Source organism: Parapedobacter luteus (assembly GCF_900168055.1).
Lineage (GTDB): Bacteria > Bacteroidota > Bacteroidia > Sphingobacteriales > Sphingobacteriaceae > Parapedobacter > Parapedobacter luteus.
The window spans coordinates 303,452-330,201 of the sequence record NZ_FUYS01000004.1 but is presented as its reverse complement, the minus strand read 5'-3'; the positions used below and the strand labels follow the sequence as shown (position 1 = coordinate 330,201).

At 48.7% G+C, this 26,750-nt stretch carries 20 protein-coding genes; 10 read left to right on the top strand and 10 right to left on the bottom strand.

From position 1 onward, the window contains the following. Positions 1–54 precede the first annotated feature (54 nt). Both B5X72_RS10460 and B5X72_RS10455 read right to left on the bottom strand, forming a co-directional pair. The gene (locus B5X72_RS10460; protein ID WP_079716826.1) at positions 55–1,704 is read right to left on the bottom strand and encodes a RagB/SusD family nutrient uptake outer membrane protein; all 1,650 of its coding nucleotides are present in this window, start codon (positions 1,702–1,704) and stop codon (positions 55–57) included. A gap of 36 nt (positions 1,705–1,740) precedes the next feature. Then, a complete protein-coding gene (locus B5X72_RS10455; RefSeq protein ID WP_245826912.1) occupies positions 1,741–4,758 on the bottom strand; it encodes a SusC/RagA family TonB-linked outer membrane protein in 3,018 nt (1,005 codons plus the stop codon). 416 nt (positions 4,759–5,174) lie between these two features. Between B5X72_RS10455 and B5X72_RS10450 the strand changes: the two genes are divergently transcribed. The 5 genes from B5X72_RS10450 (at position 5,175) to B5X72_RS10435 (ending at position 11,464) form a co-directional block, all read left to right on the top strand. Beyond that, complete coding sequence (locus tag B5X72_RS10450; RefSeq protein WP_079716825.1) at positions 5,175–5,864, top strand: basic secretory protein-like protein; 690 nt, start codon at positions 5,175–5,177, stop codon at positions 5,862–5,864. Between the two features lie 98 nt (positions 5,865–5,962). Continuing rightward, positions 5,963–8,227 carry a GH92 family glycosyl hydrolase gene (locus tag B5X72_RS10445; protein WP_079716824.1) on the top strand — a complete coding sequence of 755 codons (2,265 nt, stop codon included), beginning with the start codon at positions 5,963–5,965 and terminating at the stop codon, positions 8,225–8,227. Between the two features lie 160 nt (positions 8,228–8,387). Continuing rightward, on the top strand, positions 8,388–10,691 hold the full coding sequence (locus B5X72_RS10440; RefSeq protein WP_394332952.1) for a GH92 family glycosyl hydrolase: 2,304 nt from the start codon (positions 8,388–8,390) through the stop codon (positions 10,689–10,691). Between the two features lie 225 nt (positions 10,692–10,916). Continuing rightward, positions 10,917–11,090 (top strand): hypothetical protein, encoded by a 174-nt coding sequence (locus B5X72_RS20775; protein WP_176146163.1) that lies wholly within the window; start codon positions 10,917–10,919, stop codon positions 11,088–11,090. A 65-nt stretch (positions 11,091–11,155) separates the two neighbouring features. Next, on the top strand, positions 11,156–11,464 hold the full coding sequence (locus B5X72_RS10435; RefSeq protein ID WP_139378636.1) for a hypothetical protein: 309 nt from the start codon (positions 11,156–11,158) through the stop codon (positions 11,462–11,464). Positions 11,465–11,613: 149 nt separating this feature from the next. Here B5X72_RS10435 and B5X72_RS10430 read toward each other — a convergent pair whose 3' ends face one another. From B5X72_RS10430 to B5X72_RS10400, 7 genes are all read right to left on the bottom strand, one after another. Beyond that, positions 11,614–13,146, bottom strand: coding sequence for an ATP-binding cassette domain-containing protein (locus tag B5X72_RS10430; protein WP_176146162.1), 1,533 nt, complete (start codon positions 13,144–13,146; stop codon positions 11,614–11,616). Between the two features lies 1 nt (position 13,147). Then, on the bottom strand, positions 13,148–14,317 hold the full coding sequence (gene nhaA / locus B5X72_RS10425; RefSeq protein WP_079716819.1) for a Na+/H+ antiporter NhaA: 1,170 nt from the start codon (positions 14,315–14,317) through the stop codon (positions 13,148–13,150). 33 nt (positions 14,318–14,350) lie between these two features. Beyond that, positions 14,351–14,971: an L-threonylcarbamoyladenylate synthase gene (locus tag B5X72_RS10420; protein WP_079716817.1), complete on the bottom strand. Its 621-nt coding sequence runs from the start codon at positions 14,969–14,971 to the stop codon at positions 14,351–14,353. 150 nt (positions 14,972–15,121) lie between these two features. Further along, a complete protein-coding gene (asnS, locus tag B5X72_RS10415) occupies positions 15,122–16,567 on the bottom strand; it encodes an asparagine--tRNA ligase (RefSeq protein WP_079716816.1) in 1,446 nt (481 codons plus the stop codon). A gap of 68 nt (positions 16,568–16,635) precedes the next feature. After that, entirely contained in the window at positions 16,636–17,478 is an 843-nt protein-coding gene (gene lgt / locus B5X72_RS10410; protein ID WP_079716814.1) for a prolipoprotein diacylglyceryl transferase, read from the bottom strand. Between the two features lie 94 nt (positions 17,479–17,572). Further along, positions 17,573–18,763, bottom strand: coding sequence for an ADP-forming succinate--CoA ligase subunit beta (sucC, locus tag B5X72_RS10405; protein ID WP_079716813.1), 1,191 nt, complete (start codon positions 18,761–18,763; stop codon positions 17,573–17,575). A 71-nt stretch (positions 18,764–18,834) separates the two neighbouring features. Continuing rightward, a complete protein-coding gene (locus B5X72_RS10400) occupies positions 18,835–20,775 on the bottom strand; it encodes a KUP/HAK/KT family potassium transporter (RefSeq protein WP_079716811.1) in 1,941 nt (646 codons plus the stop codon). A gap of 166 nt (positions 20,776–20,941) precedes the next feature. Between B5X72_RS10400 and B5X72_RS10395 the strand changes: the two genes are divergently transcribed. From B5X72_RS10395 to B5X72_RS10375, 5 genes are all read left to right on the top strand, one after another. Then, complete coding sequence (locus tag B5X72_RS10395; RefSeq protein WP_079716810.1) at positions 20,942–21,607, top strand: ABC transporter ATP-binding protein; 666 nt, start codon at positions 20,942–20,944, stop codon at positions 21,605–21,607. Between the two features lie 13 nt (positions 21,608–21,620). Further along, on the top strand, positions 21,621–22,106 hold the full coding sequence (locus tag B5X72_RS10390) for a hypothetical protein (RefSeq protein WP_139378635.1): 486 nt from the start codon (positions 21,621–21,623) through the stop codon (positions 22,104–22,106). An 82-nt stretch (positions 22,107–22,188) separates the two neighbouring features. Then, entirely contained in the window at positions 22,189–22,803 is a 615-nt protein-coding gene (locus tag B5X72_RS10385; RefSeq protein WP_079716808.1) for an HAD family hydrolase, read from the top strand. Positions 22,804–22,830: 27 nt separating this feature from the next. Continuing rightward, a complete protein-coding gene (locus B5X72_RS10380; RefSeq protein WP_079716807.1) occupies positions 22,831–24,273 on the top strand; it encodes a S41 family peptidase in 1,443 nt (480 codons plus the stop codon). Positions 24,274–24,499: 226 nt separating this feature from the next. Continuing rightward, positions 24,500–25,510: a LacI family DNA-binding transcriptional regulator gene (locus B5X72_RS10375; RefSeq protein WP_079716806.1), complete on the top strand. Its 1,011-nt coding sequence runs from the start codon at positions 24,500–24,502 to the stop codon at positions 25,508–25,510. A 17-nt stretch (positions 25,511–25,527) separates the two neighbouring features. Here B5X72_RS10375 and B5X72_RS10370 read toward each other — a convergent pair whose 3' ends face one another. Then, positions 25,528–26,607, bottom strand: coding sequence for an acetate and sugar kinases/Hsc70/actin family protein (locus B5X72_RS10370; RefSeq protein WP_079716805.1), 1,080 nt, complete (start codon positions 26,605–26,607; stop codon positions 25,528–25,530). Between the last annotated feature and the right edge of the window lie 143 nt (positions 26,608–26,750).

Here is a 26,750-nt window from a genome sequence, read left to right as displayed (position 1 = left end):
TGAAACAACCTCTTTCCTTTTCTAACCCGCTTTGACGGTAGTTAGGATAATAGGTTAATTGTAACCAGGGTTCTGATCTAAGTTGGGATTCAGCGCCCGCTGAACATTTGGCACGGGAAACAGCGTCTTTGTAATGTCTGTTGGCTCGTGATCCCACCAAGCGTCAGTATGAAAGCGTCCGAAACGAATCAAATCTTGGCGCCTGAAGCCCTCAAATATAAATTCCCTGCCGCGTTCGGCCAAGAGCTCATCCAACGTTAAGTTGGCTGTCGAGTATTGATAATCAGCCCAATCCTCACTTTCATAAGCCCGCATTTTAGAAGCGTTGATTAAATCAACTGCTTCCGCCGTTGCAGTTCCGCCATTTTGCCTCATCAAAGCTTCGGCTTTCGCAAAATATATCCAAGTTAGCCGATAAATGTTCCAATCTGTACTATTGTAATGAGGATGCTCCAGATGCCCCAACTTGTATTTGTTGAACCGCACGCCGCTTGTTCCTTCTCCGGTAGTCATGTTGGAAGGTAGCAATTCAGGATCTGTTCCATTCTGAATGGCTTCAAGGTTTCTCCTGATGTTATCAACAAATACAACGGGTTGTCCTTGGTACTCGTCATTCCGGCCGAGTACAGGCTCGGTTGGATCGTCAAACCGGAACTGCGGGCCATACAACAACCACTCTGATTTGCGTAAATCCGCGTCAGGAAATGTTGCATAAACGCCTGGGATAACCACCGTGCCGTTGTTTCCGTCACGGGCGCCGCCAGTGATAGCCCGTTGGTTAAAGTAAAAGAAATCCCCTGTCCATTGTGGCTGCGTATTCGAACGTTGGAATTCATAGGCAATTGCAAACAGGACCTCTTTGGATAAGTCGTTATCCGGCTTAAATGCATCGGTAATGTTAGGATCCAACGCCACCGTGCCATTTTGACCTCCTGCGTCTCCATTAATCAAACGATCGGCTGCAGCAATACAATCTTGCCAACGGGGCGTTCCCGTCCAGACTTCTGCGTTCAAATACAATTCAACCAGCATGGCGTATCCACCGGCTTGAGACATCCTGCCTACCATTTGATCCGAAAGGACGGGTACATGCTGGATATTTTCTAAAATTTCCCGTTCAATAAAATTAAACACTTCTTCCCGGCTTGCTGTAGCAGGATTAAGTGGTATCCCTACCTGGGTGACGATAGGCACATTTCCCCATAGATCCATAATCTTTAGATAGTGAAACGCCCGAAGCAACTTGAGCTCACCAATGTAAGCTAATCGTTCTTCTTCGGTAATACCCATATCACTCGCCGTCCGCCTCTCGAGGTTTTCTATCGGGTCGGTACACAATCCCATTCCCCAAAACATGAGGTTCCACGCCTGTTGTATTGAGGCTTCATCTGGTGTCCATGTATGGTAGTGCAGACGAATCCATTTACCTCCATCTTGTCCATGTCTTCCTTTTACAGGCCAGGCCAATTGATCGGCGGAATATTCACTCAATCGCCACCATCCGTCCTGCCCGGGTGTCACCCAGGCGTTGGCATGCGTGTAAGGCCTTAAAACGGCCGACAATACTTCTTGGCGGTTATTATAATAGTTGTTGGTGACCAACTGGTCATAAATTTGTTCATCTAGGTTTGTGCAGCTATCAAGGCTTAATAAGGCAACACTTAACCCGAACGTATATATGAGCTTTTTAAAATTTCTTTTCATAGCAATCTATCTTAATTTTTAGCTTTCGTTTAACCATTAAAACCCAATGTTTACGCCAAACAAGAAAGAGCGCGTATTGGGATAGAGACCTCTGCCATCGATCCCCAGCGGGTTTGTGTTTTCCGAACCAATACCCGTATCGTTAACGTAATCAGGATCGACACCGGTATACTTTGTAAACAGTGCAAGGTTCGTTCCCGTGACATAGATACGGAAGTTCCGAATTTTTTCATTGTTTAGCTTAAACGTATATCCCAAAGTCATTTCATCGAGCTTTACATGCGAGCCACTCTCCAGGTAATAGTCCGAATACATGTAAGTATCGTTCAACTCACCATGCCGGGTGAACGCTTCGTTCAATAAATTATTGGGCAGAGCTATTTGGTTGCCATAAGAAATCTGTGTTGTATTCAGGATGTCGTAGTCAAACCGGCCGCGGAAAAATACTCGGAAATCAAAGTTCTTGTAGCTAACTGTGCTGTTAAGAGACAAGTGATATTTGGGTATTGCGTTTCCGATAACGGCCAAATCAGTGTTTTCCAAATCTGTTCTGGAATCGTTAATCTGGTCGAATGGCACCGCGCTACCATCACGTTTGTAAAATAGCCAACGGCCATCTTCCGTAAATCCGGCAAACCGCTTTCCATAGAAATCACCCAAACGACTTCCTTCAAACACGCGGATGGCTGTTCCTAAAGCACCGAATCCTCCTATACTCGAAAAGTCCCTGTAGCTTACTTTATAGGTGTCGTCCGAGAAGCTATCCATCCGGTTCCGGTTCGTGCTACCAATGAGGTCAACGGTCCAGGTGACCTTTTCATTCCGAACCGGCACAGCATTCAGCGTAATTTCCAGGCCGTTTGAAGAAATCTGTCCAACGTTGGTAAATATATTATCGCGGATAAACGGAGGTTGTTGCGAAGTATAGGTGCCTAAGAGGTCTTTCGTGATGCGGCGATACGCATCAATTGCACCACCCAATCTTCCGTTTAGCATCATAAAATCCACCCCAACATTGTACTCATGTTTGGTTTCCCAGCGCAAGTTGGGGTTGGGATTACGGGTTGGCCCGTATGTTTGCCGCCAGGCTCCATCGGGGTAAATGTAGTTGTTGCCCGTACCCAATGTGACCAAAGACATGTAGTTGCCAATTTCCTGATTACCCGTTACGCCGTAATTTGCGCGTACTTTTAGGTCGTTCAGAAAACGGATATTTTGCATAAAGTCCTCCGATGTCATATGCCAAGCGACACCTATGGAACCAAAATTACCCCACTTGTTATTTTCTCCGAAGCGGGTCGAACCATCCCGACGATAAATACCTTGGAAGGTATATTTGCCGTCATACGAATAATTGATCCGCCCTAAGAAACCGATAATCTTATTGTCGTTTTTATAGCTACCCATGCCGGCCCGTCCAGCAATCAGTTGGTCTCCGGCACCGAGGTTGTTCTCCTCGAAAACGTCGTTCTGAAATCCATAGTTGGTTGCATCGAAGTTTTGATTTACCTCGTATCGGTAACTGTAACCCACCACAGCATTGATGGAATGTATGTCATCCAATACGCGGTTATAGCTGATGGTTGGTTCGAACGCGTATTTCATTTCCAACCGACTGGATTGATAAGCCCGCCCCAGTGCGCCTACCGAGTTCTCCATAGATGGCTCCGATGCGAGACTTGCATATGCACCGTCTACCCACGCATTCCGTTGTACAGAACCAAAAACATTGACTTTCAGATCTGGGATGACTTCATACCCAGCTGTACCTGCTAACGTTGTTGTTTGTTGTTGGCGGCGATTGTGTTCTTCGGCAAGCCGAGCGACTTCATTGGTTGTCGTCTGTTCATAATACCAAGTGCCATCTTCGTTTTTCAATGGTAATGTGGGGTTGCGGGTATATGCCCATTCCCAGCCGCCGCCGCCGAGTAGATTAGCATTGTTCAAATTGGTCGCGAAGTCTACTTGGGTTGTCAGCCGGTCATTCAGCCCCTTTCCATTGAAGTTTGCGCGTACACCATATTCCGTTCTGCCGTTTTCGCGGGCTATCCCTTGCAGATCGCGAAAGTAAGCGCTCGCCCGGAAATTGTTGTTTTCCCCACCACCGGAAACGGCTAGTGTATGGTATTGACTGGTGTTGTTTTGATTAATTAATTGATCAAAAGCGTTTACATTGTCTCCAAAGTCATTATTGGGTGCAATCACGCCCTCTGCGATTTTCTGCCGATATTCTTCTGCAGTCATGAAATCCGGTTGCCGCTGAACAAAGTCCCGAGACACATAGCCAGCATAGTCAAACCGTGTTTTCCCCGGTGCACCCTTTTTGGTAGTTACCAAAATAACACCGCCGTTTGCTTGCGTACCGTAGATAGCGGCAGCAGAACCATCCTTCAAAACGTTGATCGACTCGATGTCGGCTTGTTGCAACAAATCCAGGTTTCCTCCCGGAATCCCGTCGATGACGACCAATGGCGAGTTTGAGCCGGCTATGGATGTGGCTCCGCGCAATTGCAATGCGACACCCGTATTAGGGTTCGAGCCACTGCGCGTGATCTGTAACCCCGCTACTTTGCCCTGTAAAAGGTCCATTGCGTTTCTTGCGCCGCTCTGACGAAAGTCTTCTGCCTTGATATTGGTTGAGGCAGCAGTAATTTCGCTTTTTCGTAAACTGCCATAACCCACGACGACTACTTCGTCCATGCTCCGGGTATCTGTTTGCAAAACAACCTGGATGCTCGTCCTAGTGCCGATATTGATTTCTTGAGGAGCGTAGCCGATAAATGAAACTTCGAGAACTTCACCTTCGCTCGCATTAATCGAAAAGCGCCCTTCAGAGTCTGTAGCAGTCATGCTGTTGGTTCCCTTGGCGCGCACGGTTACGCCGGGTAACGGATTTTGGTCAGTGGCACTGGTTACTACCCCTCTTACCGTTCTTTCCTGCGAAAAGGTGTACGTCGTAAATGCCAAAAGTAGGAGAATAGACATGCATGCCTGCGCAAGCCGCCTGAAGGCACTGTGCCCTAAATTGGTTTTGTGTAGTGTGTTTTTTTTCATATTAATCAAATCATTGGTTGTTTGTTGTTTTTTTTTCTCTAAGCGCATGCTGTGGTTGACTTACGCTTTGGACATTGTGTTAGTTACTGGTTTTGATTCATATTGAAACTGGTTAATTGGGAAATGGATTGTTAGGGCGGTAAAATTAAACGTTTTAGCAGGGGCACTTTGCAAATAGAAACCCAACGAATTGTTAATGAATCTTAAACCTTAACAATATGTTAACGATACGTTGTGGGTTCATTAACAACTTGCACGCATGCAACTAAATAACTTTACCTCCGTATTTAATGGAATCCTGGCGATTTCGTATTGACTAAGCTTACTTTATGATATACAAATTATACTGTAATGAATTATTGTGAAACCTCGGGTAGCCAAAGCTGTATTTTCTTTCATTTTAATCATAAAAAAGTATGAAACGCATATTGTCGATATGTTTTGGTGTAGCTGCAACGCTTACTTATTGTCGTCCGTCGGTTGCTTCTCAACTGGTGGATCCGGTGGCGGACACAATTTCAAAAAAGGGGGTTACCCTTATCTTGGTTCAACAAGACGAGGGGTTTTCCAAGGATGTATTAGGGAGGTTGCAGGAGACTTTTTTCTCGGTCTACCCCAAATTAACCCGCGACTTCAACAAACAAGCCGTGAAAGAAGTGACCATTACGGTTGATACGGCTTATGATGGTGTGGCTTACGCCCATAATGGCCGGGTGACCATTGCCCAATCTTGGTTGGAGAAAAATCCTGGTGACGTGGATGTCGTGACCCATGAAGTCATGCATCTTGTGCAGGCTTACCCGCCGCGTAGCGGACCGGGCTGGCTGGTGGAAGGCATCGCAGATTATGTGCGCTATAAGTATGGAGTGGATAATCCGGGCGCCAATTGGACACTGCCGGAGTTGAAGCCCGAACATCATTATACCAGCAGCTACCGTATCACCGCCCGTTTCCTGGATTGGGTGGAGCACACGCATAAAAAAGGGATTGTAAAAAGGCTGGATAAGGCTCTGCGAACAAGTACGTACTCCGATGGCATGTGGAAGCGGGAAACCGGGGCTACGCTCGATGAACTTTGGATTGCTTATACGAAAGGAAATGCGTAGGTTTGAAAGGGAAAGTAACTCAGTTATAACTTAGCTAAAACGATAAAGTGAACAGATTGATTTTTAAATTACGTTCTGCAGCTGTAGTCGCATGTGCCATGGCCTGCCAATTGACAGCTGAAGCCCAATACATCCAGGCGATCGATGAACCCGAAGAATGGGTAAACCCGTTGATGGGCACCGACTCAAAACCGGCTTTTTCAAATGGTAATACCTATCCGGCAATCGCTGTGCCTTGGGGCATGAATTTCTGGAGTCCACAGACCGGAAAAATGGGCGACGGATGGATGTACACTTATGGTGCCGACAAAATCCGCGGATTTAAGCAGACCCACCAACCTTCGCCTTGGATGAATGATTACGGGCAATATGCCATCATGCCGGGTACTGGCAAGCCCACGGTAGACCAAGACGAGCGGGCAAGCTGGTTTTCGCATAAAGCGGAAGTGGCGAAGCCTTACTACTACAGTGTGTACCTTGCGGATGCAGATGTGACCACCGAAATTACACCTACCGAGCGTGCCGCCCGTTTCCGTTTTACTTTTCCGGAAAGTGATAGCGCGTTCGTGACCATCGATGCGTTTGACAGGGGATCGGAAATCACCATTATTCCGGCCGAACGGAAAATAATCGGTTATTCCAGCCGCTACAGCCGAGGCAATTTACCGAATTTTAAAAATTATTTTGTCATTGAGTTCGACAAACCGTTTGCATTCACCAAAGGCTGGTGCGACAGCGTATATAATGACACTGCGTTACACCTCAGCGGCAACCACGCTGCTGCCATCGTAGGATTTAAGACCGAAAGGGGAGAACAAGTCAATATGCGTGTCGCTTCTTCGTTCATCAGCTACGAACAAGCCGAGTTGAATTTGCAGCGTGAGCTCGCCGATAAAAATTTTGAACAAATCAAAGCAGAGGCAAAAGCCGTTTGGAACGAAACACTGAAACGTGTAACCATAGAAGGCGGCACGCATGACCAGTTCAAAACTTTTTATTCATGTCTATACCGCACGGTCTTGTTTCCCAACCGGCTTTATGAGCTCGATAAGGACGGACAGGTCGTGCATTACAGCCCGTATAATGGAGAAATATTGCCGGGCTACCTGTTTGGCGGTACGGGGTTCTGGGATACGTTCCGTGCGTTATACCCGTTCCTCAACCTCGTATATCCCGAGATCAATGTCGAAATGCAGGCTGGCTTGGCCAATGCCTACAAAGAGGGCGGCTTCCTTCCTGAGTGGAGCAGCCCGGGCTACGCTAATATCATGGTGGGCAACAATTCGGCATCCGTTGTGTCTGATGCATATATCAAAGGCCTGCGTGGTTATGATATCGAGACGCTTTATGAAGCGCTGCTTCACGGCGCCAATAATGAAGGCCCGATGACCGCCGTAGGTCGGGCAGGAGCACCCTATTACATCGATTTGGGTTACGTACCATACGACGTGGGCATCAACGAGAATGCGGCACGTACACTCGAATATGCCTATGACGACTTTGCCATCTATCAGTTGGCCAAAGCGCTGGGTAAATCGCAGGCTGATATCGACCTGTATGCCAAGCGCAGCCGGAACTACCGGCACCTTTTCGATCCCGAGACGGGCCTGATGCGCGGGAAGAACAAAGATGGCAGTTTCCAGACACCGTTTAACCCGTTCAAATGGGGAGATGCATTTACTGAAGGCAATAGCTGGCATTATTCATGGTCGGTATTCCATGATATCGAAGGGCTTGCCCGTTTGATGGGTGGGCATAAAGCTTTCGTGAAAAAGCTGGATTCCGTGTTCTCACTGCCGCCTATATTTGATGAGAGCTACTACCGGGGTGTCATCCATGAAATCCGTGAGATGCAAGTCGCGAATATGGGCCAGTATGCACATGGCAACCAACCCATCCAGCACATGATTTACCTGTACAACTACGCCGGTGAGCCGTGGAAAACGCAATATTGGGTGCGTGAAACCATGAATAGGATGTACAACCCTCAAGCTGATGGCTATTGCGGCGACGAAGATAATGGCCAAACCTCCGCATGGTATGTTTTCTCCGCCTTGGGTTTTTACCCGGTATGCCCGGCTACAGATGAATACGTGTTAGGTGCTCCTTTATTTAAAAAGGCAACGGTCAATTTCAGTAATGGCCAAAAATTGGTCATCAATGCACAGGACAATAGCGATCAAAATCGGTATATTCAATCGTTGCATGTGAATGGTCAGATATACACACCTAATTTCTTGAAGCATGGAGAGCTACTGAAGGGAGCAGTGCTGGATGTCAAGATGGGCGATCAGCCCAACAAGTCGAGAGGTGTGAACGCAACCGACTTTCCGTATTCGTTGACGAATGAATTAAACGATTAACGATGCTCGCGCTTTCGTCTCGTTCGGTGTATATCAGCCGGACTATTGATGGGCTGTTGGTCATTGGTTCAGGTTGTGGCAACGGGTAGATTGCCCAACCTGCTCATATCGATCCAGCGGCATGCATATATTTTTAGCGAACTCGGCAAACGGAATGATAATGAAACGTACTCAATATACATTTTTAACGGGGCTGCTGTTGGCGGCTGTATCGCGGATTGTTGCAGCCAACCCGACAGATAGCCTGGTGCATTACGTACAGCCCCTAATCGGCACAGCTAAAATGGGCCATACTTTTCCGGGGGCTACGGTACCCTTCGGTGCAGTACAATTGAGCCCCGATACGGATACGATTCCGTATGCGGTGGACGGCAAGTACAACCCCGATGTATATAAGTACTGTGCGGGGTACCAGTATGACGACCCAACCATCGTTGGTTTTAGCCATACCCATTTCAGCGGTACGGGGCATTCCGATTTGGGTGATTTCCTTGTCATGCCTACCACCGGAGAGTTGCAGCTTAATCCCGGCATTGCTGCAATGCCTAAGGCTGGGTTCCGATCCGCGTACCAACATGCCAACGAGGTGGCTGCGGCTAATTATTATCGGGTGAAATTAGACGACCATGATATTCTTGCCGAGTTGACCACAAGTGCACGCGTAGGTATGCACCGCTATACTTTCGCTGCGCAGGAAGAGGCCCACATTGTCTTGGACTTGATGCACGGCATTTACAATTATGACGACAAGAACGTGTGGACGGTGGTGCGTGTGCTTAATGATAGCACCATTACTGGTTATCGGCAAACCAACGGCTGGGCACGTACGCGCACCGTCTATTTTGCGATGTCATTTTCCAAGCCGTTTAAATCCTATGGGAGCAAAAGCTTCGAAAATGCTTCCGTATACCGGGGCTTCTGGCGTAAATTCGATCAGACCGACAATTTCCCCGATATTGCCGGTAAAAAGCTTCGTATGCACTTCGATTTTGATGTGCAGGCCGGCGAACAGGTGCTTGCCAAGGTGGCGCTTTCGCCCGTAAGCATGCGTAACGCGTTAGCCAATATGGCGGCCGAAGTACCGCATTGGGACTTCGAACGTACCAAACAAGAGGGGCAGGCACTGTGGGAAAAGGAATTGCGTCGAATCGAGGCTGTTCTACCTACGGAAGCTGATTACATCAATTTCTACACCGCTATGTACCATGCGGCGTTGATGCCCACGGTCTATATGGATATCGATGGGCAGTACCGCGGCTTGGATTACGAGGTGCATACCGCCCAGGGCTTCACCAACTATACGTCTTTCTCGCTTTGGGATACGTTCCGTGCATTCCACCCATACTTGAATATGGTCAACCCATCACGCAATGCGGATATGGTAGCCTCTATGATGGCACATTATGATCAGAGCCCGTTGAAGATGTTGCCAATTTGGTCGCATTATGCCAATGACAATTGGTGCATGAGCGGCTATCACAGCGTTTCGGTCATTGCGGATGCCATCATCAAGGGGGTGTACCGGGGTGATGCTCAGGCGGCACTGGAAGCTTGCGTGGCAACAGCTAATTATCGCCGCTACGAGGGCATCGGCGACTATATCGATTTGGGGTATATTCCCGATGAAAAAAACGGCACCTCGGTGTCGAACACCTTAGAATATGCTTATGACGACTGGTGCATCGCTCAGTTGGCGAAGCATCTTGGTCGCCAGGATGTTTATGATACGTTTATTAAACGGTCGGAAAACTGGCGCAATATGTACGATGCAACCATCGGTTTTATGCGTCCGCGTCATGCCGATGGCGCTTTCAGAAAAGATTTTGATGTCCTGGAAACGCATGGTCAAGGATTTATTGAGGGCAACACATGGAACTATAGCCTCTATGTGCCGCATAATCCCGAAGGGCTGATGGAGTTGATGGGCGGGCAAAAGCGGCTTGCATGTTATTTGGACTCACTCTTTACGATGCATCTGCCGGACAAGTTTTTTGCCAATACGGAAGATATCACCCGAGAAGGGATCATCGGCAACTACGTGCACGGCAACGAGCCGGCCCATCATGTGGTGTACCTTTATAACATTGCCGGTCAACCTTGGAAAACGCAGGAGCGTGTACGGATGATTCTTGAAAACCAGTACCACAACGGTCCGGATGGCCTGGGGGGTAATGATGACTGCGGGCAGATGAGCGCCTGGTACCTATTCAGCAGTCTCGGTTTCTACCCGGTATCGCCGGGGTCGGATGAATACTGGCTTGGCAGTCCATTGGTACAATCAGCTACCATCAACCTTGAAAACGGAAAGCAATTTACCGTAACGGCTGTCAACCAAGGCGCCAAGAACGTTTATGTGCAGCAGGTACTGCTCAATGGCAAGCCTTTGAAAGGCTATCGACTGAAGCATAGTGATATTGTCAATGGCGGCGAGCTGGAATTCAGGATGGGGCGCAAGCCGATTTAGTTTTTCTGGTTGCGCAATCATGACGCACCGTTTTATCAGGCAAATTCCTTATAGCTAACTTCCTCCATACAGCTACCGGCAAAGAAACCCAGGTGCAGCGGCTGGATACTGCAACCAGCTACAAACGGTTCCCGGTTTCGCGCCGCAAAGGAGCAGCTGTTTCAGCGCTGATCTTGGCCAAGCAAAACACTTGCTTGGGGAAAAACGTATTAATCAATAAAACGTATGGAAAAAGAGAAAACTTCGTTCATCCGGTCATTTCGCGAACAGCTATTCGGGATACATCCTTCTGACAGCCGCGCGAAACGCATGAGCAAGCACATAGGGTTTTACGCCGTAATGACGTTGTTCATCACGTTGGCTTTGTCGTTGTTAGCTGTAGCGGTTTTTTTCTTGTGAAAATAATACTTCGTTGGATTCATATATTAGTTGATCCTTTTTTCACCGTATATATCATTTGTTGGTTGGGCATCGTCGTAAGCCGCTACACGGGAATGCCTATTGCCATGCTTAATAGTTACCTGACCGACTTTTTATTTATTCCTGTCGTCGCCCATATATCCTTGACAACCGTCCGTGTTTTGTTTAAAAAAGGGGCTACTTATCGATATGCGTTGCTTCCGTTGTTAGTGGCCGCTTCGGTGACTGCCGGTGTGATGGAGTTAGCGCTCCCCAAGATTTCCGCTGATTATGTTTTTGATGTCGGTGATATATTCGCTTACTTTTCGGGAGCGTTATTCTTTTATTACGTGCACCAAAGGCATGTTTACTAAGTCGTTTTTTTTTACCACCTACTCTGAGCCAATAAAAGGCGCGCGCCTTTTTATTGAAAGCCGGGCGCCTTTCGTTCAAAAGCCGGGCGCGTTTTTGATAAAAGCCGGCCGGCTTTTCAATGAATGACCCAAGTGATTTTCCTGAATCGCTAAAGTTTAATCCTGCCTTGCTCCAGCCGGATGTATTTGGTCACACACGATGGAATATCTTCTTCGTAATGGCTTACATAGATAATCGTGGTACCGCTGACGGCATGGATTTCATCCATGAGGGCCTTGAAAAAATCCCGGTGCTGGGGGCTTAACCCCTGACAGGGCTCATCGAGGATAAGCAGATTGGGGTTTTTGATGATAGCACGCGCCAGCAGGCACAACCGTTGCTTATCGGGGCTCAGTAAGGCAAGGCGCTGCTGGATGGCGTCAGACAACCCGAAAAGCTGCAGCCATCGCACTGCTGCTTCCCGCTGCGCGGGGGCGACCTTCCGGAATAACCCTACTGTATCAAAATATCCAGACAATACCACCTGTAGGACGGTATGGTTTTTCGGGAAATACTGATGCAACTCGGGCGATACATAGCCAATTTGTTTCTTGATGTCCCATATACTTTCTCCGGTACCCCGCTTGCGTCCGAAGAGGATGATGTCATTGCTGTATGCCTGGGGATTGTCACCGTTAATGAGGCTGAGTAGGGTGGACTTCCCTGCACCATTGTGTCCTTTCAAAGACCATGCTTCTCCCTGTTCAACGCGCCAGTTGATGCCATCCAAAATAAGCTTATCGCCATAACGGACGGATACATCGTTCATACTTATTATCGGAGAACCTATCGCAGGAGTCGTACGCTGTTCAAATAGGGTACGGATGGTGCCGCGCATTGCATCAGGCAATGCAACATTGCCGGGCGTGGCTAATTGCCGGTATTTGTTCAGGTAGATCTGGTCCACCGGCCCCTGTATGGCAATGGTGTCATTTTCGATGACGGCTACATGGGTCATGCAGCGTGGGATCTCCTGTGGAGTCGTGGCCATGATCACGTGGATGCCCGATTGGATAATCGCCTGTAAGATACCTTCAAAACGGCTGCGCGCCTCCACGTCTAAACCAACCAATGGGTGGTCGAGCAAAAGGATGTTGGGGTTTTTGACCAGGGCGGTGGCCAGCATCAGCCGCCGGGTTTCGCCGTTGGATAGCTTGATGAGCGCCTTGTCCGCCAGTTTATCCAAGCCGAAAAGCGTGATGGCGTCGTCGGTTGTCCACCGGATATCGTTGTGTTTGGGGCGGGTCTTGCTTAGCAGTTCACGTACCGTTGCTGCATCATCGGCATCAGCACTGTTGAACCGTTGCTGGTAATAAAAGTTCTGCGTGTTACTCTTGCTCCGGAAATGATGGTGAAACGGCACATAGGCCACCAAATCATGATGGGTACGGTATCCTCCATTGCCCTCGCCAGCCTGCAGGTAAGAGGACGCATGGAAATGGTGTACAGCGCCTTGGTTTATGACCACTTTACCAGCAAGCGCCTGCAGCAAGTAGTTCTTGGCGGTTTCCGGCTCACCGATAATGGCCCACTGCTGGCCGTGCTGTACACAGAATCCGGCGTGCTGCAACACAATCGCCCCGTTTCGGACGAGTGTTGCGCCTGTCATCTCAAGTAAGGTGAAGGGAGGCGCTGTGGCCATGCTAGACATCTTTCAGATATCCTTTTCCCAACTTTTTAAGAATCATATACCCAATGACGCCAGAAAGTGCTGAAGCCACAAGAATAGCAAATTTTGCTTCTGTCTGATAATGGATTGCGTCGAAGGAAAGCAACGCGATGAAAATGGACATGGTAAAACCGATACCCCCCATCAGCCCAATTGCAAGTACCTGAGACCACTTAACACCTATTGGTAGTTCGCTTAATCCTGCTTTCGAAGATAGCCACGAAAAGAGGGTTATACCAAGGGGCTTGCCGATGAATAAACCGGCAATAATGCCCAATCCGAGCGGACTGGCCAACCCGTCCACCATGCCGGCTTCAAACCGGATATTGGTGTTGGCCAAGGCGAAAACGGGCATGATGATGAAATTGACCGGAGTGGCAATGGCATGTTCCACAGTTTGAATAGGTGAGTAACCTTCCCTTTTTCCCTTTATCGGAATAGCAAATGCCGTGAGTACCCCGGCGATAGTCGCATGTACCCCCGAATGATGAATGAAGTACCATATAAACAGACCGGGAATGAGGTAAAACCACAGTGACTTCACGCCCAACCGATTGATAAACATCAAGAGTGCGAAAATACCGAGCGCATACAGCAAATAGGTGGCTTCCAGTTCCGTGGTATAAAATATGGCAATGACCAGGATAGCACCCAAATCATCGACAATCGCTAAAGCGGTTAGAAATACTTTCAATGCCACGGGCACACGTCTGCCGAGTATGGAAAGAATACCAATCGCGAAAGCAATATCCGTGGCCATCGGAATGCCCCACCCATGGCTGGTATCAGTGCCAGCGTTGAACAATACATAGACACCGGCGGGTACGAGCATCCCGCCCATGGCTGCAAAGAAAGGAAGTGATGCTTTTTTTGCAGAGGAAAGCTGTCCATGGGCCAGCTCCTGCTTGATCTCGATGCCCACCATCAGGAAAAATACAGCCATCAACCCATCATTTATCCAATGGAGTATGCTGTATCTCAGGTGCACCGCGCCAGAGTCAAAACCAACCTTTTGCGCCAAGAGCGACTCAAACCCCGGTCCCAACGGCGAATTGGCGATAACAAGTGAAATCACTAAAAAAATAAGTAGTGTAATACCACTGGCTGAGTCAGCCTCGAAAAACTGTTTGATATGTTTGCGCATCGAATAAAATCAGTCGGTAAATCGCATACTAAATTATAAAAAAAGTGCTAAATCTCCCTTACCTTCCCGGATAATTTCAAATTCACCTTCCGTAGTGTCCACGACGGTTGAGGCAACATTGCCTCCATACCCGCCGTCGATAACCATGTCGACCAAGTCTTTATACTTTTCATGAATGAGCTCCGGATCAGTAGAGTACTCGATAATCTCGTCTTCGTCATGGATGGAGGCAGAGACTATTGGATTACCTAGTGCATGCACGATTTCGCGGGCGATATTATTATCCGGCACACGGATACCTACCGTTTTTTTCTTTGAGCTTAACAGCTTAGGTACTTGGCTGCTGGCGTTGAAGATAAACGTAAACGGTCCGGGCAGCGCCTTTTTTAAAACCCGGAAGGTGGTTGTGTCAAAGGGTTTGGTATACTGGGCAATATCGGTAAGGTCATAGCAAACAAACGAAAGGTTGGCTTTCTCCGGTTTAATGCCACGAAGCTCGCATATCCGTTCGATGGCTTTTTGGTTCTTGATGTCACATCCGAGGCCATACACCGTATCGGTAGGGTAGATGATGAGCCCCCCTCTTTGTAGCACATCCACTACCTGTCTGATAGCCTTGGGATTCGGGTTTTCGTCGTATATCTTAACTAACATGTTGCTGCTTGTCGCTTATAATCACCATTCACTGCACGCCTCGTTCCACCCGATTAGTCCGTTACTGACGCGGCTTAGGAGACAGCCGCGAAGCGCTCCGGAGCCAGACGTGGCGCAATGGGCCAGACACCCATCACCATTCACCAACACTCAAAATGCTGCATTGTTTGGCGTTCGCGGAAAGGGGATGACATCCCGGATATTGGTCATGCCTGTGACAAACAGGACCAAGCGCTCGAAACCAACCCCAAATCCGGCATGCGGGGCAGTGCCGAAACGACGGGTATCCAGGTACCAGTCCAGTTCCGCTGCCGGTACAGCCATTTCCTCCATACGGCTGACCAGCTTGTCGAGTCGTTCTTCCCGTTGCGAGCCTCCCACCATTTCCCCGATGCCGGGGAATAAGATGTCCATGGCGCGGACGGTACGGCGTCCCTGCTCATCGGGGTCATTCTGCCGCATGTAAAACGCTTTGATGTCGGCAGGGTAGTCCGTTAAGATGACCGGCTTCTTGAAGTGTTTTTCGACGAGGTACCGCTCATGTTCGGATTGCAGATCAGCCCCCCATCCTTCAATCGGATACTTGAATTGCTTCTTTTGGTTGGGCTTGCTGCGATGCAAGATGTCAATGGCCTCCGTGTAGGTAATACGCTCAAACCTGTTGTCAAGGCAAAAGTGGAGTTTAGCTATCAAATCCATTTCCGAGCGCTCCTGCTGCGGCTTGCCCTTTTCTTCATCCAATAGCCTGTTTTTGAGAAACTCGATTTCATCCGGGCAATGATCCAATGCAAAACGGATGACGTATTTCAAAAGTTCCTCGGCCAGATCCATGTTGTCTACCAAGTCATAAAAGGCCATTTCAGGTTCAATCATCCAAAACTCTGCCAAGTGGCGGGTGGTGTTTGAGTTTTCGGCGCGGAACGTTGGGCCGAACGTATAAATATTGCCCAGGGCCATAGCGGCCAATTCTCCTTCCAGTTGGCCGGATACCGTAAGGTTGGTTGGCTTGCCAAAAAAATCTTCTTTATAGTCAACAGCGCCATCGGGAGTCCGGGGGGTGTCATTAAAATCAAGCGTGGTTACCTTAAACATCTCCCCAGCTCCTTCTGCATCCGAGCCCGTAATGATGGGGGTATGTATATATACAAATCCCCGTTCATAGAAAAATTGGTGAATGGCAAATGATAACGCATTGCGTACCTTGAATATCGCATTGAACGTGTTGGTGCGAAAACGGAGGTGGGCAATTTCGCGAAGGAATTCAAGACTGTGTTTTTTAGGTTGCAACGGGAATTTCTCCGGGTCGCTGTCACCAAGAATCTCCAATGTATCCACTTTTATTTCCACCCGCTGGCCTTTACCCAGGGATTCCACTAACGGGCCCGTTACAGCAATGGCGGCACCCGTGGTGATCCGTCTCAACAGTGATTCTTCCGTGCTGTTGAAATCAACCACGGCTTGGATGTTGCCGAGCGTAGAACCATCGTTGATGGCAATGAATTGGTTGTTGCGAAATGTTTTTACCCATCCCTTTACGGTCACCTGCTGCCCGTATTCGGTAGCGTTCAGTAAGTCTTTTATACGTGTATGTTTCATTTCTTAGTATTGCGTATCTTAGTATTGCGTATTGCGATATGCGATTGCGATGAATCCCTGATCATTGCTTAATAGGCATGGCCGTATTCATTATTTACAGCGCTTTTTCTCCGATGTGCAGCCAGCGCCGAGCCGATCAAAATAAACGGTATGCTTAGCCATTGCCCCATGTTAAGCGTCATGCCCCGCTCAAATGCTACCTGTTCTTCCTTGAAGAATTCGATGCCAAAGCGGGCCGAAAATAACAAGATTAGGAATATTCCAAAAATAAAGCCATCAGGTTTTACGTTTCGGCGATACAGCATTATCATCATTGAAAAGACAAGCAGGTAAGCGATGGCTTCATAGAGCTGCGCAGGGTGCCTGGGAATGGCATCTACCAGTCGGAAAACAACTCCGTAGTCGCCCCCGGTAGGTTTGCCGATGATTTCCGAATTCATGAAGTTACCCACGCGGATAAATACACAGGTCACAGGTGCTACGACAGCCAGCCGGTCAGCTACCCACAGGAAGCTCAGCTTGGTTTTCCGGCAATATAAGATGACGGCGATAATGATACCAATGATGCCGCCGTGGCTGGCCAGGCCGCGGTATCCATCAAATTGGTATACCCCCCCATCTACCTTGGCGATAGGCAACACGACCTCCAGCGGCGCTTTCCAAAGATATTCGGGCTGGTAGAACAGGAAATGCCCCAGCCGGGCACCGATGATGGTACCCAAGACGACGTAAATACTCAGCCTATCGAACTGTTCGTCGCCAATGCCTTCGCGCCGATAAATCCATGCCATCATAAAATATGCTAGTGCGATGCCTCCAGTGAACAGCAGGCCATAGTAGGTAAGCGGAAACACACCAAACAGCTTGGTGATTTCAGGCGAAGTGCCCCAGTGGATGACGGTTGCAATCATATCGCGGGATTTAACGTAAAAAACCTCCAATAAGCTGGAGGTTTTTTTATTAGTTGGCCTTAAATATCGAAGAGCCAAGATCTAAATCTGGCTATTAGGCTAACACTTTCGTCACCAATTCAGCGGCTTCCTTGAGCAGAATCGCGGAGTATACCTCCAGTCCGGATTCATCGATCAGCTGTTTGGCCTCTTCGGCATTGGTGCCCTGCAAACGTACGATGATGGGCACCGGAATATTGCCGATTTCCTGATAAGCATCGATAACCCCTTGAGCTACACGATCACACCGGACAATGCCACCGAAGATGTTGATGAGAATGGCCTTCACGTTCGGATCTTTCAAGATAATGTTAAATCCGGCCTTTACCGTCTGTGCATTAGCGGTACCACCAACATCGAGAAAATTAGCAGGTTCGCCACCGGCCAGCTTGATGATATCCATGGTTGCCATTGCCAACCCCGCACCATTGACCATACAGCCCACATTTCCGTCGAGCTTCACATAGTTCAGGTTTGATTCGCCCGCCTCGACCTCAGTCGGGTCTTCTTCGGTGATGTCGCGCAGCGCAGCATAATCCGGATGACGGAATAAGCCGTTTTCATCCAAGTTTACTTTAGCATCTACGGCTAATATTTTGTCATCTGATGTTTTCAGTACCGGATTGATCTCGAAGAGCGAAGAATCCGTAGCGTCATAAGCTTTGTACAAAGCGGCGACGAACTTGGTCATGTCCTTAAACGCAGCACCACTCAGTCCAAGATTGAAAGCGATTTTGCGTGCCTGGAAGGCTTGGAGCCCCACTTTCGGATCGACTTCCTCCTTAAAAATCAGATGCGGGGTCTTTTCGGCTACTTCTTCGATGTCCATACCACCTTCGGTGGAGTACATGATGATGTTGCGGCCGCGTCCACGGTCGAGCAATACGCTCATGTAAAATTCTTTAGTCTCACTTTCACCGGGATAATAAACATCCTGGGCAATTAATACTTTGTTTACCTTTTTGCCTTCTGGGCCGGTCTGTGGGGTGACCAGTTGCATGCCAATGATGTCGGAGGCCCGTTGTTTCACTTCATCCAGGTTCTTGGCTAATTTCACGCCGCCGCCTTTACCACGGCCACCGGCGTGGATTTGAGCTTTCACCACTACCCAATCCGAGTTGTAGTCTTCTTTCAGCTTTTTGGCTGCTTCCACAGCTTGTTCAGGCGTTTCGGCCACGATGCCTTCCTGCACCCGCACACCGAAACTCTTCAGTATTTGCTTGCCTTGATATTCGTGAATGTTCATTTGCGAAAAATTTGCCGTAAAAGTAGCGTTTTAATTGGGAACGGTCAAGGAAAATAGCCAAAAACCGGTAGCTATTTTATCCTTTTCAGCTTCCCGCGCTTGGATTGCGAGGGCACCATCAACGGAACCCGTTCAATGGTCACGAAGCTTGAGTCAAGACCAAAGCCGCGTTCTTCCGACAGGCTGAGCGTTTTCAGCAAACTGTAAACGTCAAGTACGATCCGCTCAATAAAGTTGAGCTCGGAGGTGTTCGATAGGATACGCTCCAGCACAACGAACCGAAAATCGCCGTCTATTCCGTACCTACGGAGCGTGGCGAAGTTGCTTTTGATATCTACCTCTCCATTGGCAACCAAATTTTCCACAACCTCCCGGAATAATACACTGATGCGCTGTTCATCGCGGAACCCTAACCTGAAATCTATCCTGATTAGTTTCCCCGGCACCAGTTGGGTGACTTCATACTCACCTGTGTAAGGAGCATCTGTGACATCCACATGTACCAACCAGTATACATCGGCTCTTTTGGGTTTCTTTTTGGTGATCGAATAGATGATGCTTTCTTCAATTTCGGAATCAAAATTTGCGCTCGTCAGATAGACAAGTTGGGAAGCATAAAGCGGTATGGAGGTATCCTTGCCAATTTCAGAGATAAGGGGCAGGTATTTTTCAATGTTTACAAACCGCGTATGCCTATTCTTAATCTTTCTCGCCCACCACCAGCACAGCATCAGCATGAACGATATGGCTGTGATGAGCAAAGTAAGCCATCCGCCATGGGTGAATTTGGAGACGTTGCCCACGAAAAATGTGACTTCAATCGAAAGGTACAACAGTAGAAAACACACCGACAGCCATACCGAAACCCGTTTCTGTAAAAGAAATGCGGTCATCAATATTGTGGTAACGATGAAGCTGATGTTGATCGCGAGCCCATATGCGGCCTCCATCCGGGCAGATTCGCGGAATATCAGCACCACAAGGATACAGCCGATGAGCAATATCCAATTGACCGACGGCACATAAAGTTGGCCTTTCAGCATATTGGGATGTACAATCCGTACCTTGGGCCAGACGTTAAGCCTTACAGCCTCCGAGATCAGCGTGAAGGCGCCTGAAATCATGGCTTGGCTGGCGATTACCGCTGCGATGGTGGCCACGGAAATGCCGTAGGGGAGAAACCATACAGGCATCATGAGGTAAAACGGGTTGCCGCCATCAAGCAATGCGCCTTCGTTTCTTAACAGCCAAGCGCCTTGTCCAAAGTAATTGCATAGTAAGCAGGTTTTTACAAATATCCACGAAATCCGGATGTTTTTCAAGCCGCAGTGGCCGAGGTCTGAATATAAGGCTTCAGCCCCTGTTGTACACAGAAATACAGCACCGATAATCAGCAGTGCATTAGGGTGTGAAGCGATGGTCAGGATGGCATAATGCGGGCTTAAGGCCTTAAGGATTGACGGGGTATCCGCAAATAGTGTAATCCCGATGATTGCAAGCATCGAAAACCAGACAAACATAATCGGCCCGAATAGCCGCCCTACAACCGCCGTTCCGAACCGTTGCAGCGAAAATAGGGTAACGACGATAATCAACACAATGGGTACGGTCTGCAGATGCGGATAAAAGATGTCCAACCCTTCGATAGCCGACGAAATCGTGATGGCTGGCGTAATCATGCCGTCAGCCAATAGTGCTGCCCCGCCAAGCATTGCCGGAAATACCACCCATTTGCCTTGTTTTCTGACCAGCGAATACAAGGAGAGGATACCACCCTCCCCCTTGTTGTCCGCCCGCAGCGTGATGATGACATATTTTATGGTCGTCTGGAGCGTCAATGTCCAAAAAATGCACGATAATCCCCCGTATACCAAATCCGCCTCGATACGGTCCGTACCCATGATGGCCTTGAACACGTATAGCGGGGAAGTGCCGATATCTCCGTAAATAATGCCAAGTGCAATAAGAAGTCCCGCGGTGGTAAGCGGATGTTTGGAAGACGGCTGCTGCATTTTTGCTGTCGTTATTTTTCGCCTGCAAACATAACGTATATCCGGCTTAATTTCCTATTTTGAAACAGCGTTATGTTTACTGTCTTCAAGATAACTTAATACCGGTCAGGCTGTTTTGTTTCCTTGCCATTTTCTGTATTGATTTGGAATTTCCTACCTTCGCGGAATGCTAGAAGCAAAAGGCATATATAAGTCGTACGGAACACTGGCTATCCTGAAGGGGATAGACCTGCACGTTGCCAAGGGAGAGATTGTCAGCCTTGTGGGGGCCTCCGGCGCCGGAAAGAGCACCTTGCTGCACATCATCGGCACGCTGGATCGCCCTGACAGGGGAACCCTCGTCATCGATGGGACAAACATCGATAAGCTAAGTACCAAACAGTTGAGTGCTTTCCGCAATGCGCACATCGGATTCGTCTTTCAGTTCCATCACCTGTTGCCTGAATTCACGGCGCTGGAAAATGTATGTATTCCTGCTTTTATCAAGCGGGTAGACAGGAAAGCTGCCGAACACCGGGCTTCCGAATTGTTGGAACTGCTCGGGGTGAGCCATCGCAGCGCTCACAAACCGGGCGAAATGTCGGGTGGTGAGCAACAGCGGGTGGCCGTGGCCCGTGCGTTGGTAAACAATCCGGCTATTGTGCTGGCGGATGAGCCGTCAGGAAATTTAGATTCGGAAAACGCAACGGCTCTCCACCAGTTGTTTGTCGAACTGCGGGCTCAACTGAACCAGACATTTGTGGTCGTAACGCACAATGAAGAATTGGCGAACATCGCCGATCGCATCGTACACATCAAAGACGGACAGATTGAGCCTGGCCAAGCACAGTGATATGTCGAGCAAAATGTTAATTACACAGGGCACACAGCCATTTGCACAGCGGGTGGCAAACCGTTTGCCGGCAGGGCAACGGCAGCATATGGTGTTTGGATCTGCAGATGGAATGCCACAAGCGTTGTTAAGCTTGGAGAACTACCTTGAAATCCCCAAGGCAAACGCGCCGGCTTTCGCACATGAGATGCTAAAAATCTGCCTCGATAGAAATATTAGTGCCCTCATCCCGCTGGGTGTCAATGAACTATATCCGCTATCGGAGGCACGGCAACTTTTTTCGGAATATGGGATAGCGGTGTGGGTGCCTGCCCTGGCTGAACTTGCTGCAGTGGCGGTCATTAAAAACCCACCAAAGCAGCTGCCGTTGCTCTTATTGCTCGACGGAAAAATAGCCGAGCCGCCCACTGTAGGAGATAAATCCTATGGCACGTTATCCGGGGTTTTTACACAGCTGGAGTCAGGCGACGAACTGGCGCTGTGCTGCGTCGGTGATTAACCTGGCGAAACGATAGCAATGATTCCGCGAAAACGGACACGGAATCATTAAACCATTTCCATATTTTTGATTCAAACCGAATATGTTGACGTACGCGGATATCCCTGCCGGAAAAAAAGCCGTTGTTTTCGAATTGGATGATGTGCTTTTTCCAAGAAAGGATTATGTATTGCAGGTATATTACCTGTTTGCCAATCTATTGGAGTACACCGAAACTGTACCCCCGGCTAATGATTTAACGGATTTTTTTAAGACTGCTTACACGCACCACGGCGAAGAGGGGATTTTCGAACGTGCGGCAGAAGCATTCGGCATTGACCGCAAATATAAAGAGCATTTTGATCGCCTGCATTTGGCTGCCCGGCTGCCCCTAAAGCTTTTGCCGTACCAACCCATGCTGGCGTTGATGGAGGCGTTGCATCAGCAAGGAAAGCAATTGTTCGTATTGACGGAAGGTAACCCCACCATGCAGCTGAACAAACTGAAACACATGGAATGGAGCGGGCTTGACCGCGTGGTAAAAGTATATTTCCAAGAGGAACTGTTGAAGAGGCAGCTTGATCCGTTGGGGTTTCTCCTGCAAGACAATAGCTTGCAAGCGCCGGACGTTTTGTATGTCCACGCTGTGGATAGCTCCGTATTGCCAAACGACTTGGGTATCGACACCATCGATGCGGAGCGGTTCTTGGGCTCATAGGTAGCATCGATGATTAGTTTTTAGAAAATGGAGATAAATTTAGTTAAGCCTTTCGTTGCCTCACTGCTGTTGGGCATGGCGTTGGCTGGCTGCAATCGCGATACGGTTATGCCTGCTTTGGAGCGACCGGCACGTGCTGAGAGCCAAGAAGATTTGCTGAAAGATTCCGTGTATACCTACACCTATCAATTTTATTTATGGCAGGACGCTTTGCCGGATTGGTTCGCGGACGTACGGGCAAACACCATCCGCTATAATTCCGCCGATGCGGTGTTGGAAGCATTAAAGGGCTATGCGCGGGATGATCACGGCAACCCATACGATCGGTTCAGCTTCCTGGATCGATGGGGTACGATAAATGCCGAAGTGCAGCAGGGGCTTGCAGGCAGCTTCGGTATTGATGTGCGCTATCACGATGAGAATAGTTTGTATGTGAAAAAAGTGGATATCGGATCGCCGGCATATGCCATGGGCATAAGGCGGGGGTGGCAAATCCTGCAAATCAATGGCAACAGCGATCTTTCGCTCGCATCGATGGAACGTGATAATCTCGCTTTTCTTTTTAATGCACTGGACGGAACGCATATCAGCCTGTCGCTGCGTAAACCTGACGGCGGAGAGGTGTCCGTCAACCTGAATAGGGGAAACTATCAATTGCAGCCCATCCTCGCCCATCAGGTGTACGATGCGGGAAGCAAGAAAGTCGGTTACTTTGCCTTTGATATTTTTATTTCGACACTCAATGCACGCGGCAACCCGACTTATGTAAAGGGACAGTTGGATCAATTGATGGCGGAATTTGAAGAATCGGGTATCCGCGAGTTGATTGTTGATCTACGATATAATGGGGGCGGGGCGGTCATAACGGCTGAGTACCTGTCGAATTTATTGGCACCTGCCGCTGTTGGGCATCAATTGATGTATTCCAACCAGACAAATGATGGGCTTGACGCCTTCTTGCGCGCCGAAGGCGTATCCCTTGATTTTTCGCCGGTGCATTTTAACAAGCCCAATGCGCTCAATCTCGAACGGATTTATTTTCTCGTGACGGAAGGCACCGCGTCGGCGAGTGAGCTGCTGATCAACAACTTGAAGCCCTACATGGATGTCAAGCTAATAGGAGAACATGCAACCTACGGAAAACCTGTGGGGTATTTTAATTGGAATATCTTGGGAGTAGATTTGTATGCGGTTTCCTACCAGACGTTCAACGCGATGGGAGAGGGGGACTACTTTTCGGGGATGCCTGTCGATAAGCTGATATATGACGACTTGACCAGGGATTTCGGGGACCCGGCCGAAGATATGATCGCCGAGGCATTGTATTATGCCACCAATAACCACTTTTCATCCAATGTGGCCAGTACGCAATCAAGTGAGCGAACTGCCCATGCCGGGCCGGCTTCAGGCCGTATCAATAGCCTGCTGGACCGGCATGGGCAGAAAGGAATGTATCAATTTGCGCGCTGATTGTGTTAATTGCACGAGCGGCGAAACTGGGAGTACGGCAAATTTCCGTTTGTTTCCCGCAGCTGTTTTTGTTCAAGCCCAAAAACAATAGCAGGAAACGTCCTTAATGCTTAGACCATGGCACGCCGCGTACCCGAGGCTACTATTGCATGTCAGACTTTACCAAATTATTAGTATATTGCGCATACTTTAGACGGAAATCCCGCTTGATAACGAACTGAATCTAATGAAAGAGGGCAAACCTGCGACAATAAAGGAGATTGCAAAACGATTGAAGATATCGCCTTCTACGGTCTCCCGTGCATTGAATGACCATCCGAGCATCGGGTTGGTGACCACCATGCGGGTCAAAAAGGTGGCCGCGGAGCTGAACTACGAACCGAATCAAACCGCTATTTTTTTCAAGCAGCGGAAGACCTTCACGATAGGTGTAGTCTTGCCAAGCTTGTCAGAACCGTTTTTTTCCGCCGCCATCAGTGAAATCGAAAATGTCGCGCACGAAGAGCAGTATACCGTTATCATGGGGCAATCGCTTGATGACCCCGAACGCGAGTTGCGTATCCTGCAAACCTTGAAAACACACCGCGTGGATGGCATATTAATGTCTATCGGTAAAAACACGCGAGATTATCGGTTTATTGACCTGCTGGAGAGCGCGGGCATCCCCATCGTTTTTTTTGATTGCGTACCCGATTTGGATAACATTAACAAAGTAATGAGTGAGCTGGAAACCGGGATGCTGGAGGCAATCGATATTTTTGTCTCTTGTGGACATCACGCCATATCGCTCATTAACGGACCTGAGCTCTTACCCGCCAGTATCGAACGAAAAAATGCCTATATCAAAGGCTTACAGAAGAATAATATTCCCTATCGTGAGGAATACATCGTACATACGGATCTTACGCCCGAGGGCAACGAAGCCGCTATTTTGCAATTGCTTGCCCTGCCTGACCGACCATCTGCCGTGGTCTCATTTAATGATTACGTAGCGTTGGATGTAATGATGACCGTCCGCCAACGGGGCTTGACACTCAATCAGGACATTCATTTTATCAGCTATGCCAATTACCCGCTCTGGAAGTACATGGAAAACCCACCGATGGCGTCCATCGAACAGTTCCCCGGCGATCAGGGAAGGAAAGCCGCAGCATTACTTTTTGATCTTATTAAGACTCCCGGCCGTAAGGAGCCTGTAAAGGTTGTTTTTAATTCACGGCTCATCAATCAAGTGTAATATACCACCGGTTTTTATTATTCTTCCATGAACACCGGCGATTGTGCCTCCACGTGTTGGTTTACGGGCTTATCCGCTTCATAAGTAGATATGACGGTATAAGCATTGCCGATATCGAGCCCTACTGCACGCTCGATGTGGTTTGGACCACACCACAAGGCCGATCGTAGGTAATAGCCCAACGCGGCAAAATTTTCAGCGCCCTCAGGAACAATGACATCAAGTACTTCATTGAACTCCTGCTTGAAGTGTGCTACCAATTCCGGGTACCGCGCCCCTCCGCCGACCAAATATAACCGATTGGTTTTTTCGAAATCGGTGTCGGTGAACGCTTTTCGCATGGCCGGAGAGACGATCTCATTGTAATAGCTTGCCAGGTGCGTACTCCTTGCACCTAATAGGCTCATACGCTTGCGGCCAATGACCATGTCGCCGCGTTGGAAGCTCTGGTTGATCATGTGTTCGTTTTTCATGGATAGGTAGTAGCTTGCTGTCAGCTCGTCGTAAAGCGTGTTGACAGCGTGCCTAAGTCCAGGGACGCTGACACATGTCCGGGCGATCGGACCTTCGGCAGTACTTAACGCAGTTTCGCAGGTGCCGTAGCCCAAGCTCACGATGAAGAAATTGCCGTCATCCGCTAAGGGACCTTTTCGAACGGCGGTAATGCAGCCCATGATTTCGGACATGACTTCCAGGTGCGAGATGGTCAGTTGCACGCGGCTCCGGCCACCGCCATTCAGCGTATCGCTGTTATATTCCGTGATGACGTCGCGCACGGCGAAGAATTTCTCTGCTTGTTGCTTGAACAGTTCATAGACTGCTGATGGAAACCCCGTCGTGACGACAAGCTCCCCTGACTTGGCCCCCGAGGCCAACAGCAGCCCTGTCTTCGCCAGTAGTTGGTAATCCAAATCGGCAGGCGAACTGTTGATATTGCGGTAAGGGGCATGCCCTTGGGACAACGCCAGTTCACCAACCAAAAAACCGCTACCGCTTTCAAATAGCTGGATGCGCTTTTCCAGGGGTGAAGTGAGCTGCATTAAGGGTTTGTCATGTCGTTCGATAACACTCGGAATACTTAGGAATTTTGTTGCCATGTTCTTTTTAGGTGTGTTATGGCAAATATAATAATTGTTTTGGCTTAGGGAAATAATCCCGGTTTTTTTTTGTTATTACGTTTTTGTTAAGTTCAGGCTGGTTAAACCGGGGTCCGGAGACCGGAGATTGAAGTTCAACACTC

What these genes read in the sequence shown, in the direction of transcription:
- B5X72_RS10460 (WP_079716826.1), bottom strand. Translation starts at nt 1,704, where the DNA reads ATGAAAAGAAATTTTAAAAAGCTCATATATACGTTCGGGTTAAGTGTT.
- B5X72_RS10455 (WP_245826912.1), bottom strand. Translation starts at nt 4,758, where the DNA reads ATGAAAAAAAACACACTACACAAAACCAATTTAGGGCACAGTGCCTTC.
- B5X72_RS10450 (WP_079716825.1), top strand. Translation starts at nt 5,175, where the DNA reads ATGAAACGCATATTGTCGATATGTTTTGGTGTAGCTGCAACGCTTACT.
- B5X72_RS10445 (WP_079716824.1), top strand. Translation starts at nt 5,963, where the DNA reads ATGGCCTGCCAATTGACAGCTGAAGCCCAATACATCCAGGCGATCGAT.
- B5X72_RS10440 (WP_394332952.1), top strand. Translation starts at nt 8,388, where the DNA reads ATGAAACGTACTCAATATACATTTTTAACGGGGCTGCTGTTGGCGGCT.
- B5X72_RS20775 (WP_176146163.1), top strand. Translation starts at nt 10,917, where the DNA reads ATGGAAAAAGAGAAAACTTCGTTCATCCGGTCATTTCGCGAACAGCTA.
- B5X72_RS10430 (WP_176146162.1), bottom strand. Translation starts at nt 13,146, where the DNA reads ATGGCCACAGCGCCTCCCTTCACCTTACTTGAGATGACAGGCGCAACA.
- nhaA (WP_079716819.1), bottom strand. Translation starts at nt 14,317, where the DNA reads ATGCGCAAACATATCAAACAGTTTTTCGAGGCTGACTCAGCCAGTGGT.
- B5X72_RS10420 (WP_079716817.1), bottom strand. Translation starts at nt 14,971, where the DNA reads ATGTTAGTTAAGATATACGACGAAAACCCGAATCCCAAGGCTATCAGA.
- asnS (WP_079716816.1), bottom strand. Translation starts at nt 16,567, where the DNA reads ATGAAACATACACGTATAAAAGACTTACTGAACGCTACCGAATACGGG.
- lgt (WP_079716814.1), bottom strand. Translation starts at nt 17,478, where the DNA reads ATGATTGCAACCGTCATCCACTGGGGCACTTCGCCTGAAATCACCAAG.
- sucC (WP_079716813.1), bottom strand. Translation starts at nt 18,763, where the DNA reads ATGAACATTCACGAATATCAAGGCAAGCAAATACTGAAGAGTTTCGGT.
- B5X72_RS10400 (WP_079716811.1), bottom strand. Translation starts at nt 20,775, where the DNA reads ATGCAGCAGCCGTCTTCCAAACATCCGCTTACCACCGCGGGACTTCTT.
- B5X72_RS10395 (WP_079716810.1), top strand. Translation starts at nt 20,942, where the DNA reads ATGCTAGAAGCAAAAGGCATATATAAGTCGTACGGAACACTGGCTATC.
- B5X72_RS10390 (WP_139378635.1), top strand. Translation starts at nt 21,621, where the DNA reads ATGTTAATTACACAGGGCACACAGCCATTTGCACAGCGGGTGGCAAAC.
- B5X72_RS10385 (WP_079716808.1), top strand. Translation starts at nt 22,189, where the DNA reads ATGTTGACGTACGCGGATATCCCTGCCGGAAAAAAAGCCGTTGTTTTC.
- B5X72_RS10380 (WP_079716807.1), top strand. Translation starts at nt 22,831, where the DNA reads ATGGAGATAAATTTAGTTAAGCCTTTCGTTGCCTCACTGCTGTTGGGC.
- B5X72_RS10375 (WP_079716806.1), top strand. Translation starts at nt 24,500, where the DNA reads ATGAAAGAGGGCAAACCTGCGACAATAAAGGAGATTGCAAAACGATTG.
- B5X72_RS10370 (WP_079716805.1), bottom strand. Translation starts at nt 26,607, where the DNA reads ATGGCAACAAAATTCCTAAGTATTCCGAGTGTTATCGAACGACATGAC.